At 62.9% G+C, this 15,143-nt stretch carries 16 protein-coding genes and 2 pseudogenes; 9 read left to right on the top strand and 9 right to left on the bottom strand.

Annotated elements, in window-relative coordinates:
* The first annotated feature begins 67 nt into the window (after nucleotides 1-67).
* The 3 genes from EVC45_RS30695 (at nucleotide 68) to hisC (ending at nucleotide 2,570) form a co-directional block, all read left to right on the top strand.
* A complete protein-coding gene (locus EVC45_RS30695; protein WP_129961931.1) occupies nucleotides 68-685 on the top strand; it encodes a 50S ribosomal protein L25/general stress protein Ctc in 618 nt (205 codons plus the stop codon).
* 149 nt (nucleotides 686-834) lie between these two features.
* Complete coding sequence (gene pth, locus EVC45_RS30690; protein ID WP_129961930.1) at nucleotides 835-1,440, top strand: aminoacyl-tRNA hydrolase; 606 nt, start codon at nucleotides 835-837, stop codon at nucleotides 1,438-1,440.
* 50 nt (nucleotides 1,441-1,490) lie between these two features.
* On the top strand, nucleotides 1,491-2,570 hold the full coding sequence (hisC, locus tag EVC45_RS30685; RefSeq protein ID WP_129961929.1) for a histidinol-phosphate transaminase: 1,080 nt from the start codon (nucleotides 1,491-1,493) through the stop codon (nucleotides 2,568-2,570).
* Between the two features lie 74 nt (nucleotides 2,571-2,644).
* On the opposite strand, the gene EVC45_RS30680 is transcribed toward hisC, so the two are convergent.
* The 3 genes from EVC45_RS30680 to EVC45_RS30670 form a co-directional block, all read right to left on the bottom strand.
* On the bottom strand, nucleotides 2,645-2,902 hold the full coding sequence (locus EVC45_RS30680; RefSeq protein WP_129961928.1) for a YfhL family 4Fe-4S dicluster ferredoxin: 258 nt from the start codon (nucleotides 2,900-2,902) through the stop codon (nucleotides 2,645-2,647).
* Nucleotides 2,903-3,004: 102 nt separating this feature from the next.
* A complete protein-coding gene (locus tag EVC45_RS30675; RefSeq protein WP_129961973.1) occupies nucleotides 3,005-3,634 on the bottom strand; it encodes a hypothetical protein in 630 nt (209 codons plus the stop codon).
* Nucleotides 3,635-4,570: 936 nt separating this feature from the next.
* Nucleotides 4,571-4,768 (bottom strand): hypothetical protein, encoded by a 198-nt coding sequence (locus EVC45_RS30670; protein WP_129961927.1) that lies wholly within the window; start codon nucleotides 4,766-4,768, stop codon nucleotides 4,571-4,573.
* A gap of 93 nt (nucleotides 4,769-4,861) precedes the next feature.
* On the opposite strand from EVC45_RS30670, the gene EVC45_RS30665 reads away from it, so the two are divergent.
* Both EVC45_RS30665 and EVC45_RS30660 read left to right on the top strand, forming a co-directional pair.
* Entirely contained in the window at nucleotides 4,862-5,209 is a 348-nt protein-coding gene (locus EVC45_RS30665; RefSeq protein WP_026228530.1) for a transcriptional regulator, read from the top strand.
* A gap of 338 nt (nucleotides 5,210-5,547) precedes the next feature.
* A complete protein-coding gene (locus tag EVC45_RS30660; RefSeq protein ID WP_129961926.1) occupies nucleotides 5,548-5,772 on the top strand; it encodes a hypothetical protein in 225 nt (74 codons plus the stop codon).
* 159 nt (nucleotides 5,773-5,931) lie between these two features.
* Here EVC45_RS30660 and coaD read toward each other — a convergent pair whose 3' ends face one another.
* Nucleotides 5,932-6,441 carry a pantetheine-phosphate adenylyltransferase gene (gene coaD / locus EVC45_RS30655; RefSeq protein WP_129961925.1) on the bottom strand — a complete coding sequence of 170 codons (510 nt, stop codon included), beginning with the start codon at nucleotides 6,439-6,441 and terminating at the stop codon, nucleotides 5,932-5,934.
* Nucleotides 6,442-6,541: 100 nt separating this feature from the next.
* Nucleotides 6,542-7,156 carry a 16S rRNA (guanine(966)-N(2))-methyltransferase RsmD gene (rsmD, locus tag EVC45_RS30650; RefSeq protein ID WP_129961924.1) on the bottom strand — a complete coding sequence of 205 codons (615 nt, stop codon included), beginning with the start codon at nucleotides 7,154-7,156 and terminating at the stop codon, nucleotides 6,542-6,544.
* Nucleotides 7,157-7,406: 250 nt separating this feature from the next.
* Here rsmD and ftsY point away from each other — a divergent pair, with 250 nt between their 5' ends.
* Complete coding sequence (gene ftsY, locus EVC45_RS30645; RefSeq protein ID WP_129961923.1) at nucleotides 7,407-8,564, top strand: signal recognition particle-docking protein FtsY; 1,158 nt, start codon at nucleotides 7,407-7,409, stop codon at nucleotides 8,562-8,564.
* 113 nt (nucleotides 8,565-8,677) lie between these two features.
* On the opposite strand, the gene maiA is transcribed toward ftsY, so the two are convergent.
* Entirely contained in the window at nucleotides 8,678-9,322 is a 645-nt protein-coding gene (gene maiA / locus EVC45_RS30640; RefSeq protein ID WP_129961922.1) for a maleylacetoacetate isomerase, read from the bottom strand.
* A 34-nt stretch (nucleotides 9,323-9,356) separates the two neighbouring features.
* The gene (locus EVC45_RS30635) at nucleotides 9,357-10,055 is read right to left on the bottom strand and encodes a fumarylacetoacetate hydrolase family protein (protein ID WP_129961921.1); all 699 of its coding nucleotides are present in this window, start codon (nucleotides 10,053-10,055) and stop codon (nucleotides 9,357-9,359) included.
* 221 nt (nucleotides 10,056-10,276) lie between these two features.
* On the opposite strand from EVC45_RS30635, the gene ybiB reads away from it, so the two are divergent.
* A complete protein-coding gene (ybiB, locus tag EVC45_RS30630; RefSeq protein ID WP_129961920.1) occupies nucleotides 10,277-11,248 on the top strand; it encodes a DNA-binding protein YbiB in 972 nt (323 codons plus the stop codon).
* A gap of 451 nt (nucleotides 11,249-11,699) precedes the next feature.
* A pseudogene (locus tag EVC45_RS30625) lies at nucleotides 11,700-12,731 on the top strand (2-isopropylmalate synthase); the annotation flags it as partial.
* Nucleotides 12,732-12,910: 179 nt separating this feature from the next.
* Here the strand turns inward: EVC45_RS30625 and EVC45_RS30620 are convergent.
* Entirely contained in the window at nucleotides 12,911-13,294 is a 384-nt protein-coding gene (locus tag EVC45_RS30620) for a nuclear transport factor 2 family protein (protein WP_129961919.1), read from the bottom strand.
* A gap of 59 nt (nucleotides 13,295-13,353) precedes the next feature.
* Nucleotides 13,354-13,425, bottom strand: a pseudogene (locus tag EVC45_RS30615) (acyloxyacyl hydrolase); the annotation flags it as partial.
* Between the two features lie 517 nt (nucleotides 13,426-13,942).
* On the opposite strand from EVC45_RS30615, the gene rpoH reads away from it, so the two are divergent.
* A complete protein-coding gene (rpoH, locus tag EVC45_RS30610) occupies nucleotides 13,943-14,881 on the top strand; it encodes an RNA polymerase sigma factor RpoH (RefSeq protein ID WP_129961918.1) in 939 nt (312 codons plus the stop codon).
* Nucleotides 14,882-15,143 lie beyond the last annotated feature (262 nt).

Here is a 15,143-nt window from a genome sequence, read left to right as displayed (position 1 = left end):
TCAGCCATTACGGCTTCGAGGCCCTGTTTTTACTGCCTGGTCGCGGGCAGTGTATTGGAGATTCAACATGAAAGTAGTCGCTTTCGAGCGTTCCCTGCAAGGTACGGGTGCGAGCCGCCGCCTGCGTAACTCGGGCAAGACCCCGGGTATCGTTTATGGCGCAAGTGCTGACACGCAACTGATCGAACTCGATCACAACGCCCTGTGGCACGCGCTGAAGAAAGAAGTTTTCCACTCGTCGATCCTCGATCTGGAAGTGGCAGGCAAGTCGCAACAGGTTCTGCTGCGCGACGTGCAATACCACCCGTTCCGTCAGCTCGTGCTGCACGTGGACTTCCAGCGCGTCGACGCGTCGAAGAAGCTGCACACCAAGGTGCCGCTGCACTTCATGAACCAGGAAACCAACCCGGCAGTGAAGCTGTCGAGCGCGGTGATCTCGCACGTCCTCAACGAACTCGAAATCGAGTGCCTGCCGTCGGCACTGCCGGAATTCATCGAAGTCGACCTCGCGAAGATCGAAGCAGGTCAATCGGTTCACGCGAAGGACATCCCGCTGCCGGCAGGTGTGGCGCTCGTCGCCCACGTCGACGCGGAAAACCCGGTGGTCGCTTCTGCAACGGTCCCGGCTGGCGCAATCGCTGAAGAAGCTGCTGCTCCTGAAGGCGGCGAAACGCCGGCTGCTTAAGAGCCCTCCGGTTCGAAGCAAGCAATCCTCTCGATCCGTTTCCGATGAAACGGTCGATGTGACCCGCCGAGGTTCGCCCTGGCGGGTTTTTTTTCGGCTTTTTTAGTCCGGGTGCGTTTCACTTCCGGATCTGATGGACTCACGCAACCATGATCAAGCTGATCGTCGGGCTCGGCAATCCGGGCGCCGAATACACCGCGACGCGTCACAACGCCGGCTTCTGGCTGGTCGATCAACTCGCGCGCGAGGCAGGCACGACGCTGCGCGACGAGCGGCGCTTTCACGGCTTTTACGCGAAGGCACGGCTGCACGGCGAGGAAGTGCATCTGCTCGAGCCGCAGACCTATATGAACCGCTCTGGCCAATCGGTCGTCGCGCTCGCGCAATTCTTCAAGATTCTTCCCGACGAGATCCTCGTCGCGCATGACGAGCTCGACATGCCGCCCGGCAGCGTCAAGCTGAAGCTCGGCGGCGGCAGCGGCGGGCATAATGGATTGAAGGACATCAGCGCGCATCTGTCGTCGCAGCAATACTGGCGGCTGCGGATCGGCATCGGCCATCCGCGCGATCTGATTCCCGAAAGCGCGCGCGCCGGCGCGAAGCCTGACGTCGCGAACTATGTGCTGAAGCCGCCACGGCGCGAAGAGCAGGAGGTCATCGACGCGTCGATCGAGCGCGCGCTTGCGGTGATGCCGCAAGTCATCAAAGGCGAGCTCGAACGCGCGATGATGCAGCTGCATCGCAACAACAGCTGACGCGCGCCACACCCATCGACACCTGCAACCGCCCCCGCGAGGAGAATCGCTTGAGCCGCTACTGGAGCGACATCGTTCATCGTCTGACGCCGTATGTACCGGGCGAGCAGCCCGCGCTCGCGCATCCGGTGAAGCTGAACACCAACGAGAATCCGTATCCGCCGTCGCCGCGCGTGCTCGACGCGATCCGTCGCGAACTCGGCGACACGGCCGACGCACTGCGCCGCTATCCCGATCCAAGCGCACGCAAGCTGCGCGAGACGGTCGCCGCTTATCACGGCATCCGCGCCGAGCAGGTATTCGCGGGCAACGGTTCGGACGAAGTGCTCGCGCTGACGTTCCAGGCCTTGCTCAAGCACGACAAGCCGCTGCTGTTTCCCGACATCACGTACAGCTTCTATCCGACCTACGCGAAGCTGTTCGAGGTCGACTACCGCACCATCCCGCTCGACGACCGCTTCGCGATCAACGTCGACGACTACGCGGTGCCCAATGGCGGCATCCTGTTTCCAAATCCGAACGCGCCGACCGGCCGGCCGCTGCCGCTCACGGAAATCGAACGCCTCGTCGCGAGCCACCCTGATTCGGTCGTGGTGATCGACGAAGCCTATGTCGACTTCGGCGCCGAGTCGGCGATTGCGCTGATCAATCGCTATCCGAATCTGCTCGTCGTGCAGACCGTGTCGAAGTCACGTTCGCTCGCTGGCATGCGCGTGGGCTTTGCGTTCGGCAATGCGACGCTGATCGATGCGCTCAATCGCGTGAAGGACAGTTTCAATTCCTACCCGCTCGACCGCCTCGCGCAAGCCGCGGCGACCGCCGCCTACGAAGACGACGCGTGGTTTCGCGAATGCTGCGCGAAGGTGATTGCGAGCCGCGAACGGCTCGCGGCGGAATTGACTGCGCTCGGCTTCGAAGTCGTGCCGTCGGCCGCGAATCTGCTGTTCGCGCGGCATGAAGGGTACGACGCGGCGACGCTCGCGTCGCGGCTGCGGGAAAAAGAAATTTTCGTGCGGCACTTCAACGCTCCGCGCATTGACCAACATCTGCGGATCTCGGTCGGCACCGACGCCGAATGCGACATCCTGCTCGATGCGTTGCGCGGCATTTTCAGCGCTTACGTCGGATAACGAAACGCCGCGAAAGAAAAACGGCGAAGGCCCGCGAGCCTTCGCCGTTTTTATTTGCGCGTCACCCGCGAACTTCAGGCGCCCTTGGCGACCTGCAGTGCGTGATATTTCGCCATCAAACCTTCGCGCGTTTCCAGGTGGTTCGGGTCACGCGGAATGCACTCGACCGGACACACCTGAATGCACTGTGGCTCGTCGAAATGACCGACACACTCAGTGCACTTCTTCGGATCGATCACGTAGATATCCGGGCCCATCGAAATCGCGTCGTTCGGGCACTCGGGCTCGCAGACGTCGCAATTGATGCACTCGTCGGTAATCATCAGGGCCATGCTGCCACCAACTTTGCTAGTAAAAACAATACATTATAGCTTTTTCGCCCCCGCACGGTCGTGCGATCCCGCGCTGGGATCATGGCCTGCCGCGTTTCGCGGTTAGGTTAGCTTCGTTGCCAACTGGTTGGTGTATGCGCTGTTCAATGCCAACTGGATGCTGAACATGCCATTCGACATGCGGGAATTGCCGGGCTGTTTCGGCAACAAGGCCAGCAGCCCCTTCATCACGTACAGCATGATCAACGCACCGGTCAGATCGCCGACAAACATCGTGAAGAAGCTTTCGAACCAGTTTTTCGTCGTACCGGTCAGCGCGAACCACAGGTGATGAAACAGCGGGTTTGCTACCGAATAGGCGACGGCCAGAACCAGAAGCCGCTTCGGCGTCAGGTTCGACAGCGATGCGCGCAAATCGTAGTACTCGAGCGCAAACCGGTAGACCAGATACGGGGCCAAAGACCCAAGCAAAGCACCTGCAATTGCACGCACCGGGTCATGCGGAAACCAGTACAGAAAGTCGGTGATCAGTCCGGCAAGCAGCAGGCCGATGGCACCATCGAACCCAAGCAGCAACGTGCTGAGAAGCCGAACACCAGACGGCAGGAAAATCCAGTTGACGCCTCGCACGAAAGACGTGTGCGTAAACACCTCCTGATTGATCCACAGCGACACCAGGAACGCGATCAGAGTCCCAGCGATCGACCAAAAATGCAAACGTAAGCTAGACATTGCCGTGAGCCATCCTCTGTTGCTTTTGCCGAATGCATCATAGCGTGCCCATATGGCGTTCCGCGAGCGCGAGCAGCAGGCTTCCGGTCGGAGACATCGTGACGCTCGGGGAAATAATTTCGCGCGGCCCTCAAGTTCGGCGCGATTCGACCGAAAACCCATTTGTAGCTGTATGCCGGCCACGACAAGAACGTCAAACCACGTCCGCATTGATATGGTTTTTATAGCGATGAACCTGAGAGAACAGGCTGGAACGGAACGCGCTATCCGGACGAACCGGTGGGCATCGGCACGCCGACCAGTGGGCCGTGCGCCGGCTCCATGGCTCGCGCGCTATCCCGTCTTTCAAGATGCGTTACTCGGCAGCGAGACAATGTTGGGGGCGCTTCCTGACTTCGTCAGGCGCGCTGCGCTGGAAAGACTGGGTGGCGCTCATTATTCGTGTGTGCCCAGTTCAGTACTCGATGAAATCCGAGCCTCGTACCTCGAACTTCGTAGCACACCTGTAGCGGAAGAAGTACGTAGATACCTGTCTGACACCGGGGACCGTCTGCCGGCGTCAAGCGAGTCGCCCGACGCCCTTGAAATCCTGGCGGCGGGAATGCCGCGGATGCTGGTTCCGCCCGTCGCTCGCCCTCCGTGTCTGCTGAGTTCTGGCAGAGGGATATTTCTCGGCGGCTGGGCGCGGTTTATCGCGTACTGGTGTCGGAAAGACCCAACGATTCCGCTGCTCGCGGTCGATTGGCCAGTCCTTTACGAGCACGTAGCGCGGTACAGCCCGTGCCACCCGATCGACGACCACAGTGTCATACGGACTCCGTAGTGATGCGATCCTGAGCGTAGTGCCATCGCGCTGCTGGGGTTCCAGGCAAAGCCCGCCTTCGTCCCCACTATCAGTTCGGTGTGCTTCACTCCATGCAGTATGGAACAACGCGCTCAGGTAACGGCGAGCGCACCGAAAGCGGCCAATGTGTCGGCAAGCATGCGTGTCGCGCTTCTTGCAACGACGACAGCAATTGACAAGCCGTACGAGCGTTGCCAACGCGCGAAGACTTCCTGATTGATGCAGAGCGACAGCACGAACGCGATGGCCGTGCCCGCGACCCAGAGGAAATGCAAACGTAAGCTAGCCATGGAGATAAAATAACGAAGCCCGGTCGTCGCTGGGCAGCATCAAGGTTCGCTTTGCGCGCTCGGGTGAGCGGCGTTTTCGTTGGAGCGATGGTCATGACCCGCCCTGCTGATATCTATCTTCGATTTCTTCAATTGACCGAAGCACTGCGAGGTCTGCCCTCACTTCCCGCGCTCGATCCGCTCGAAGAAAAGATCCTGGAGTTCGTTGCCCGTATGAGGCAAAAAAACGAACGGCTGTCGGTTCGAGACATGATGGCCCAAAGCGCTCTCGGGTCGCCGGCAACCCTGCATGCCCGTATCACGTCGATGCGCGAAAAGGGCTGGCTCCTGCTGAACGACACCGAAGACGCTCGCCGCAAACAGGTCGAACTAACGCCCGCCGCCCTCCGACACTTCGACAAACTTGCCGAGGCGTTCACCAAGGCAGCGAAGGGTAGCTGACATTGTTCAGAGTCGGTTGAGCCGGCACTCTCCGTCTAGAAAAAACGCCTCATTCCTATTGCAAAGCCCGCCCGGCTACTCCGCCCTGGCAATTCCACATATCGCGGCATCAGTCGCCCTGTTGAGATCCACCGTCCCGTACAGATCGGTGCACTTCGTCAGTCCATACTCGGCGAGTTGAACAAAGGTATATCGATTGCCCATGGCCAACACCTTGACAGAATCGATACAAAAAATATAACGTTCAGCAGGTTCAGCCTGTTTCGCATCTCGTCCGGATTCGCAGATCGCAAGTTCGGGGATTTCGACCGCATGATTGACGCAGAAGGTGAAACGCCGTGACCGACGAGCTATCGCGTCCCGCAAAATTGCTTGTCGCCGTCGAGAGCAAGTACATCGGACTCGACGTTGGCCGCACACACAAGGCGGGCAAGAAGGTGAAAGTGCAACGAAGCGCCGCGGATCCCGGCCTGTTCGTGATCTGGTTCGGCAAGACGGAGATCGCCCGAATTCCCGCGTCACGACTTGCACAAACCATCGAATACACCGATGCCCGTGCGTAACGACGGGTTCGACGTTCGCCGCCAGCAGGTCGCGCCGACATTACTTAGAACAGCCAACTGACGCACTCGTCGCCGCTCATTGAAGCCACGCTGTTCGCGCCCGATGCCGCCGACGACCGGCCTTGATCCATCAAAACCGGCCGCTTGTGCGACTCAGGCTCACGTCGCCTGAGCGCCGCCTTGCGGATCCAGCGACGCGACTTTCTCCTTCAGCCATTTTTCGACCGACGGGAACACGAACTTGCTGACGTCGCCGCCCAATTGCGCGATCTCGCGCACGATCGTGCCCGAGATGAACTGATACTGATCGGACGGCGTCATGAACATCGTCTCGACGTCGGGCAGCAGATAGCGGTTCATGCCCGCCATCTGGAACTCATACTCGAAGTCCGACACCGCGCGTAGCCCCCTGACGATCACCCGCGCGTTGTTGGTTCGCACGAAGTCCTTGAGCAGCCCCTTGAAGCTCATCACCTGGACGTTCGGGTAGTGGCCGAGCACCTCATGCGCAATCGCGAGGCGCTCCTGGAGAGTAAAAAACGGCTGCTTGGCACGGCTGTCGGCCACACCCACCACCAGCGTGTCGAAAATGCTCGACGCGCGCCGAACGAGGTCTTCGTGACCGCGCGTCAGCGGGTCGAACGTGCCCGGGTACACGGCGACTACCATGAGACTTCTCCTCTCTTCAGACAAAACGGCACGTCCAAGCGACGCATTTGGCACCGGCGCGGATCAAGATAAACCGCCCGGCCCTTTTTTGGAACGCGCATTATTCCTTATTTTCGCGCTGCAGCAAATGAAAGTGCACAGCACCCGCCTTGCCCTGCCGCACGACCTCCCAGCCCGCGAGCGGCTCGTGAGCGGCCGGTTCGAGCGCTTCACCGGCTTCGACATAGAGATAGCCGCCGGCGCGCAGCAGCGGCACGGCCACAGCGAGCGCCTTGCCGAGCAGGTCGGCATTGAACGGCGGATCGAGGAACACGACGTCGAACGAACCTGGCGCGAGACTCGCCGCGAGACGCAGACCGTCCGCCTCGGCGATTTCGATCATGCGTGCATCGAGCCGTTGTTGGTTCGCGCGCAACTGCCCGGCGGCGCGCGCATGGCGCTCCACCATCAGCACGCGAGCCGCGCCGCGCGACGCGGCCTCGAAGCCGAGCGCGCCGCTGCCGGCGAACAGATCGAGGCAGTGCTGGCCGTCCAGACGCTGGCCGAGCCAGTTGAACAACGTTTCGCGGACGCGGTCGGGCGTTGGGCGCAAGCCGTCCAGATCGAGCACGGGCAGCGGCGTGCGTTTCCAGTCGCCGCCGATGATGCGAATGGCATGCGGCTTGCCGCTCTTGGACGAAGCGCCAGCGGCGCGTGAAGGGGCTAAACGAGGCATGCAGTATCGTGCGGTTTCAGCTGAGTGATGAACACGCCCGCGGCGCCGATGCGCGCGGGCCGGAGCGCCCACGTTACCACAGGGGCGGCGCGCGTCCAGCCTGGCCGAGCGGCCGATACGACGCACCGCGGCACGCCTGATAAAATGTGCGGCTGCCAGCGCCCCGCTTTCTCGCATCCCGGCGCTGCCCACCGCTTCGCCGGTCCCGTGCCGGCTGCGCGCATCGGCGCGCTCTCCAAGACGTCAGATCATGTTCAGCTTTTTCAAACGATTCAAGGGTTCGAAAGAGTCCGATACCGCCGCAGACGAATCGCTGGCGGCGCAAGACGGCGCGGCACCCGAGGCTGAGGCCAAAGCCGCGCGTGTCGAGCCGGTTGCACCTGTCGAGCCGGTTGCGCCCACCGTTCCCCCTGTGGCCACGACCATCATCGAGCCCCAGCCCGAGCCGCGAGACGCCGTGCTCGATACCGTCGAGATCGTTCCGCCGCCCGTGCAGGACGCCGGCGCGAAGCGCTCGTGGCTCACGCGCCTGAAGAGCGGCCTCGCGAAAACCAGTTCGAACCTGACCGGCATTTTCGTCGGCGCGAAGATCGACGAGGACCTGTACGAGGAACTCGAAGCCGCGCTGCTGATGTCGGACGCCGGCGTCGAGGCGACCGAATTCCTGCTCGAGGCGCTGCGCGAGAAGGTGCGTAGCGAACGCCTGACCGACCCGCAGCAGGTCAAGACCGCGTTGCGCACGCTGCTCGTCGAGTTGCTGAAGCCGCTCGAAAAATCGCTGATGCTCGGCCGCGCGCAGCCGCTCGTCATGATGATCGCCGGCGTCAACGGTGCAGGCAAAACCACGAGCATCGGCAAGCTCGCGAAGCATCTGCAGAGCTTCCACCAGTCGGTGCTGCTCGCCGCCGGCGACACATTCCGCGCCGCCGCGCGCGAGCAGCTCGCCATCTGGGGCCAGCGCAACAATGTGACCGTGGTCGCGCAGGAAAGCGGCGATCCGGCGGCGGTGATCTTCGACGCGGTCGGCGCCGCGCGTGCGCGCAAAATCGACGTGATGATGGCCGACACGGCCGGCCGTCTGCCCACCCAGCTGCATCTGATGGAAGAACTCCGCAAGGTGAAGCGCGTGATCGGCAAGGCGCAGGACGGCGCGCCGCACGAAGTGCTGCTCGTGATCGACGCGAACACCGGCCAGAACGCGCTCACGCAGGTCAAGGCATTCGACGACGCGCTCGGCCTCACCGGCCTGATCGTCACCAAGCTCGACGGCACCGCGAAGGGCGGCATCCTCGCGGCGATCGCGCGGCAGCGGCCGATTCCGGTGTATTTCATCGGCGTCGGCGAAAAGGTCGAGGATCTGCAGCCGTTCAGCGCGGAGGAGTTTTCGGACGCGCTGTTGGGCGGCTGATCGATTCATTGCCGCGGCGCTCGGCACTCGCGGCGAACCAAAGGAAAAGGGCACGCCACGGAGTGCCCTTTTTTCGTTTCAAGCCGCCGTCGACGTGTCACGCGAAGCCGCGCTCACTCCGCATCCGGCTGCGCGCCCGGTGCCGCGCGTGCGAACGCGTCGAGTTGCATCGCGTGATCGTAGATGCGTTGGATCGTCGGAAACTTTGCGGTGTCGACCTTGAAGCGCTGAGCGTTGAACACCTGCGGAATCAGGCACGCGTCGGCGAGCGTCGGTGTGTCGCCGAAACACAGCTTGCCGGTGCGCGCTTCGCCGGCGAGATGCATCTCCAGCGTCGCGAAGCCCGCGTCGATCCAGTGCCGGTACCACGCGTCCTTCGCGTCGTCGTCGACGCGCAGCGAGTGCTTCAGATAACGCAGCACGCGCAGATTGTTCAGCGGATGAATCTCGCACGCGACCTGCAGCGCCACCGAGCGCACATAAGCGCGATCGAGCGGCGCCTTCGGCAGCAGCGGCGGCTCGGGATGCGTCTCCTCGAGATACTCGATGATCGCGAGCGACTGCGGCAGCAGATGATTGCCGTCGGCGAGCGTCGGCACGATACCGTCCGCGTTGATCTTGCGATACTCGGGCTTCAGCTGCTCGCCGCCTTCGCGCACGAGGTGCACCGGCACGTAGTCGTACGTCAGGTTCTTCACGTTCAGCGCGATGCGCACGCGATACGACGCCGAGCTACGGAAATAGCTGTAGAGCTTCATGTTGTCTGCCTCCTCCACCTGCCCGCAAGCCGTCTCAGACGACGCGCACGCTGAACTCGCCGAGTCCGTCCACGCCGCCCTTCATCAGGTCGCCCTTCACGATAGCGCCGACGCCTTCCGGCGTACCGGTAAAAATCAGGTCGCCGGGCCGCAGTTCGAACAGCGTCGACAGATACGCGATCGTCTCGGCCACCGACCAGATCAGCTGCGACACATCCGCGCGCTGTTTGTCCTCGCCGTTCACCGACAGCCAGACCGCGCCCTTGTCGATGTGACCGACCGTCGCGGCCGGATGGATCGGGCCGAGCGGCGCCGAGTGATCGAAGCCCTTGGCGGTATCCCACGGACGCCCCATCTTCTTCGCTTCGCCTTGCAGATCGCGGCGCGTCATGTCGAGACCGAGCGCGTAGCCGTAGACGTGGTCGAGCGCGCGCTCGACGGGGATGTCTTTGCCGCCCTCGCCGATCGCCGCGACCATCTCCATTTCGAAATGGACGTTCTTCGTCTGCGATGGATACGGGAATTCGCCGGTCGTGCCCGGCGCGACGTAGACGACCGCATCGGCCGGCTTCGTGAAGAAGAACGGCGGCTCGCGGTCCGGGTCGTGGCCCATTTCGCGCGCGTGCGCCTCGTAGTTGCGCCCCACGCAGTAGATGCGCCGCACCGCGAACTGCTCGCTCGACCCCACGACCGGCACCGCGACCTGCGGTGCGGGTGCAAATACGTAACTCATCCCGTTCTCCGTTATTCGATGGGCGCCGCCGAGGCGGCGAGAAACATCGAGTGTAACGCGCGGCACGGCGCGGGTGCGTGGCAGCCGGGCAGTCGACAGTCGCCGGGTGCCGCTTCGTAGCTGTTCGCGCGCTCGCCATAGATGCGATACTGACACCGAACAGCTCCCCGAATGGCGTAGCAAACCGCCACGCGCGGCACGCCACCCGCCTCTTGCGCACGATGAACGACTCCACCGATACCACTTCCCCCTTCCCCTGCGCCCGCTTCATCAAGGAAATCGGCCGCGGCCCGAACGGCGCCCGCGCGCTGACCGCCGACGACACCCGCGCGCTCTACACCGCGATGCTCGACGGCCGCGTCGCCGATCTCGAGCTCGGCGCGGTGCTGCTCGCGTATCGCGTGAAAGGCGAAACCGCCGACGAACTCGCCGCGATGCTGGCCGCCGCGCATACGTCGTTCGAGCCGGTGCGGCTGCCACACGGCGGGTTCCGGCCGGTGTCGATTCCGTCGTACAACGGCGCGCGCAAGCAGCCGAACCTCGTGCCGCTGCTCGCGCTGCTGCTCGCGCGCGAAGGTGTGCCGGTGCTCGTGCACGGCGTCACCGAGGATCCGGGGCGCGTGACCAGCGCGGAAATCTTCGCGCATCTGCGCATCGCCCACGCGCAGTCACACGCGCAGATCGAAGCGGGTCTGGCGGAGCGTCGCGTCGCGTTCGCGTCGATCGACGTGCTCGCGCCCAAGCTCGCGCGCCTGCTCACGCTGCGCCGGCGCATGGGCGTGCGCAATTCGACGCATACGCTCGTGAAGCTGTTGCAGCCGTTCGCGCCCGCAGGCTTGCGGCTCGTGAACTACACGCATCCGCCGTATCGCGACAGTCTCACGCAGCTGTTCATCACGCATCCCGACGCGGCCGTCGGCGGTGCGCTGCTCGCGCGCGGCACCGAAGGCGAGGCGGTCGCCGATACGCGCCGCCAGGTGCAGGTCGACTGGCTGCATGACGGTATCTGCGAGACGCGGCTGCCGCACGAGCGCTCGTCGCCCGATGCGCCCGAAGTCGAGCTGCCCGAAGCACGCGACGCGGCGACCACGGCCGCCTGGATCGACGCGGTGCTGCGCGGCGAAGCGCCGGTGCCGGGCGCGATCGAGCGGCAGGTCGAGCTGATCGTCGATATCGCGAAGACGGCGGCCTGACGGCCGCGGGTTGACAGGCCAGCGCGCACCGTCATACAGTTGGCCTCATGCGTTCCCTTCCGAACACCCTCCGAATTATCTCCGGCCGCCTAGCGCGGCCCCTATCGCTACGCCTGGCGTAAGTCACGCGTAGCGCCGCGCGCTGGCAGCTCCGGTTGCCGTCGGCGGTCCTTCCCGCAGTTTCGCTTCACCCCCGTCGTAGTACTCCACAACCCGTCGTCGTTTGCATTCGTCCGTTTACCGCGCGGACGATGCGAGAGGATCAAATGCACGTTGCCTGGGCCGCATCCGCGTTCGTCTGTTCATTCGCCCGCGGCGTCATGACGCCGCAGGCTGCGCGCCCACTCGTTGCCGCCCGGCATCGGCACGCACACCGTGCATGCGTGGCAGTCGGCCAACCGCTCGACGTCCCCACCCTCCGCCGACGACACCACGAATGAGGCACCTCACCATGTTGCGCAATCCCGCTGAAAAGTACCGTCCCTTTCCCGCCGTGCGGCTGAACGGCCGCAAATGGCCGGGTCGCACGATCGACGCCGCGCCCGTCTGGATGAGCACCGACCTGCGCGACGGCAACCAGGCGCTGATCGAACCGATGAGCGCCGCACAGAAGCTCGACTACTTCGAGATGCTGGTCGCGATCGGTTTCAAGGAAATCGAAGTCGGCTTTCCGTCGGCGTCGCAGACCGACTTCGACTTCGTGCGCAAGCTGATCGACGAGCGGCGCATTCCCGACGACGTCACGATCGAAGTCTTCGTGCCGTCGCGCGCGGAGCTGATCGCACGCACGTTCGATGCGCTCGACGGCGCGCCGCGCGCGATCGTGCATCTGTACAACGCGATCTGCCCGTCGTTCCGGCGCATCGTGTTCCAGCAGTCGAAGGACGAGATCAAGGCGCTCGCCGTCGAAGGCACGCGTCTCATCAAGGAACACGCTCAGGCGCGGCCGGGTACGCACTGGACCTTCCAGTACTCGCCCGAGACCTTCAACACGACCGAGCTGCCGGTCGCGCGCGAGGTATGCGACGCGGTCGCGCGCGAGGTATGCGACGCGGTCGCGCAAACGTGGCGGCCGACACGCGATCGCAAGATGATCGTCAACCTGCCGGCGAGCGTCGAAGCGGCCACGCCGAACGTGTTTGCCGACCAGATCGAATGGATGCACCGCAATCTCGGGTATCGCGACAGCATCGTGCTGTCGGTGCATCCGCACAACGATCGCGGCACCGCCGTGGCCGCGGCGCAGCTCGCGCTGCTGGCGGGCGCGGATCGTATCGAAGGCTGTCTGTTCGGCAACGGCGAGCGCACCGGCAACGTCGATCTCGTCACGCTCGCGATGAATCTCGACGCGATGGGTATCGACAGCGCTCTGGATTTCTCGGATCTCGCGAAGATCAGGCGCGTGGCCGAACGCTGCACGCGGCTTCCGGTGGCGACGCGCCATCCGTATGCGGGAGAGGCCGCGATGCGCGGCACGCACGAGGCGCGCGACGCGAATGCCGAGGCGGGGAAGCACGGCGCAAGCAGGCACGACAAAGCTGACGAATGCTTGACCGCGTGAATCTGAACTAAGCGTCGAGCCTGCGGCAGCGGGGTGCACACACCTCGCATTGCGCCGTCGCCGCGGGCCCGCTCACGAGGCGCGCCCACGTCTTCGGAATCTCACTCCAGCGCGCAGCGCGTTGCCTGCCATGCGATCAGCCGCCATTGCCCGTCTTCGTGCGTGTGAATCGCGGTATAGGCAATCGGAAACAGCAGCGCGCCGTTGTTCGCCTCCATCTCGATCAGCGCGCGGCCCGTGACCACGTAGGTTTCGCGCCCGGCCGGCAACACGTCCTGCGACTGCACCTCGATCTGCCGATAACGGCGGCGCCCCGCAACGATCCCGTCGATGAACTGCCGCTTCGTTTCGCGCTTGCCATTCGTATGGACGTAGCTCACGTTGTCCGCGAGCAGCGTGTCGAGCGACTGCCCATCGCCGTCGACCATCGCGCGAAAACGCTCTCGCTCGAGTCCGCGAATCGCTTCGATCATCTTTGCCGCCATTGCAGAGCCCCTCGAACACCGCGAGCCGCAGGCGGCCACGGTCAGACGTGATATTGCACCTATAGCTGGCTGAAATTTATACCAGGATTCGGCTCTTTGATACCGCGATTGGAAACATGCTGAAGGCGGTAGACGGTGACGCAAGGTGCGCCTCGCGGATCAGGAGGGAATGCAAGTCGCAGGTTTGCCACGAAGTCCGGTTCGGGCGCGGAGGCCGCACCTGACACCCGAACTCGAGGGTGAGGCTGGCATTTAGAGAAAGTCCACGCAAAAACGAAAATGCGGCAGTTGATTTGGCCCCTCACCTTAGGGTTATTAAGCGACTGCTTCCTTTACTTTAGGCGCAAATCCGGCGACGCACATTAAACGAAGACAGTCAAAATTTTCGAAATTATCTACTTCAAAATATGCATATATAAGCGAATTGCGAGAGTCGTACGGAATAAGACCGCAACTTGTATAGGTCAAACAGACGGACAAAATAGAGCGTATGATGGCTATCAAAAGCAGAAAATCAATAGGATTTTTGGGAACTTCGATACCCCTGCGACCTCTAAGTATTAGCACTCGGCAGATCAGAGTGCTAACATCCATCGCTGGAGTCGTTTACTGAGTACGCTATTGTCTGATTCCAAAGGAGTTTCATACGTGAGCCATGCAATGACCCTTCCGAGTACTTTGAGCCCGTCATCGGCTAAGGCCGCTTCGGCAGGTGCACTGGCGCTCTCGCATTCCTCGCTGCTGTCCGGTCAACTGGGCAACATCGACGCCTACATCCAGGCGGTCAACCGGATCCCGATGCTGACGCCGGCGGAAGAACGCCAGTTCGCCACCGAATTGCGCGAACACGACAATCTGGAGTCCGCGCGCCGGCTCGTGCTGTCGCACCTTCGGCTCGTCGTGTCGATCGCGCGCAACTACCTCGGTTACGGGTTGCCGCACGCCGACCTGATTCAGGAAGGCAACATCGGCCTGATGAAAGCGGTCAAGCGCTTCGATCCGGAGCAAAACGTGCGCCTCGTGTCGTACGCGATGCACTGGATCAAGGCCGAGATCCACGAATACATCCTGCGCAACTGGCGCATGGTGAAGGTCGCCACCACCAAGGCGCAGCGCAAGCTGTTCTTCAACCTGCGCAGCCACAAGCAAGGTCTCGGCGCGTTCACGCCGGACGAGATCGAAGGTCTCGCCAAGGAACTGAACGTGAAGCGCGAAGAGGTCGCGGAGATGGAAACGCGTCTGTCGGGCGGCGATATCGCGCTCGAAGGGCAGGTCGAAGACGGTGAAGAGTCGTATGCGCCGATCGCCTATCTGGCTGACTCGCATAGCGAGCCGACCGCCGTGCTGGCTTCGCGTCAGCGCGACCGGCTGCAAAGCGACGGCATCGCCAGCGCACTCGATGCGCTCGATCCGCGCAGCCGCCGCATCATCGAAGCACGCTGGCTGAAGGTCGCCGACGACGGCTCGGGCGGCTCGACGTTGCACGAGCTGGCCGACGAGTTCGGTGTGTCGGCCGAACGTATCCGCCAGATCGAAGCCAGCGCCATGAAGAAGATGCGCGGTGCGCTGACCGAATACGCCGCGTAAAGCGTCGAAGCCATGCGCGCTTACCTGCGTCCCGCGCATGACATAGGTAAGAACGACACACGTTAGTCGGTCGCGCGTCATTTGGCGACCAGCGCGCTCAAGCCCCGCCCTCGCAAGACGGCGGGGCTTTTTATTCTTTGCGCTTTCTTCCTGCATCTCCGCGGCCGCGCGTTCGTGTCAGCCCGCCCCGTTACTATCTTCACTCCCCGATAATTGGGGATTTGGCCAGCCGGGCCCGGCATGATTCTCGCCCCCAGTCGCT

The sequence above is a fragment of the Paraburkholderia sp. UYCP14C genome, from assembly GCF_004197395.1.
Classification (GTDB): domain Bacteria; phylum Pseudomonadota; class Gammaproteobacteria; order Burkholderiales; family Burkholderiaceae; genus Paraburkholderia.
Note: the sequence above shows the minus strand (reverse complement) of the source record. Positions and strands in the feature narration are given on the sequence as shown.

Coding starts and splice junctions, on each gene's coding strand:
- EVC45_RS30665 (WP_026228530.1), top strand. CDS start 4,862: ATGACCCGCCCTGCTGATATCTATCTTCGATTTCTTCAATTGACCGAA.
- ftsY (WP_129961923.1), top strand. CDS start 7,407: ATGTTCAGCTTTTTCAAACGATTCAAGGGTTCGAAAGAGTCCGATACC.
- rsmD (WP_129961924.1), bottom strand. CDS start 7,156: ATGCCTCGTTTAGCCCCTTCACGCGCCGCTGGCGCTTCGTCCAAGAGC.
- EVC45_RS30675 (WP_129961973.1), bottom strand. CDS start 3,634: ATGTCTAGCTTACGTTTGCATTTTTGGTCGATCGCTGGGACTCTGATC.
- ybiB (WP_129961920.1), top strand. CDS start 10,277: ATGAACGACTCCACCGATACCACTTCCCCCTTCCCCTGCGCCCGCTTC.
- EVC45_RS30695 (WP_129961931.1), top strand. CDS start 68: ATGAAAGTAGTCGCTTTCGAGCGTTCCCTGCAAGGTACGGGTGCGAGC.
- EVC45_RS30680 (WP_129961928.1), bottom strand. CDS start 2,902: ATGGCCCTGATGATTACCGACGAGTGCATCAATTGCGACGTCTGCGAG.
- pth (WP_129961930.1), top strand. CDS start 835: ATGATCAAGCTGATCGTCGGGCTCGGCAATCCGGGCGCCGAATACACC.
- EVC45_RS30620 (WP_129961919.1), bottom strand. CDS start 13,294: ATGGCGGCAAAGATGATCGAAGCGATTCGCGGACTCGAGCGAGAGCGT.
- EVC45_RS30635 (WP_129961921.1), bottom strand. CDS start 10,055: ATGAGTTACGTATTTGCACCCGCACCGCAGGTCGCGGTGCCGGTCGTG.
- coaD (WP_129961925.1), bottom strand. CDS start 6,441: ATGGTAGTCGCCGTGTACCCGGGCACGTTCGACCCGCTGACGCGCGGT.
- EVC45_RS30670 (WP_129961927.1), bottom strand. CDS start 4,768: ATGGCTAGCTTACGTTTGCATTTCCTCTGGGTCGCGGGCACGGCCATC.
- maiA (WP_129961922.1), bottom strand. CDS start 9,322: ATGAAGCTCTACAGCTATTTCCGTAGCTCGGCGTCGTATCGCGTGCGC.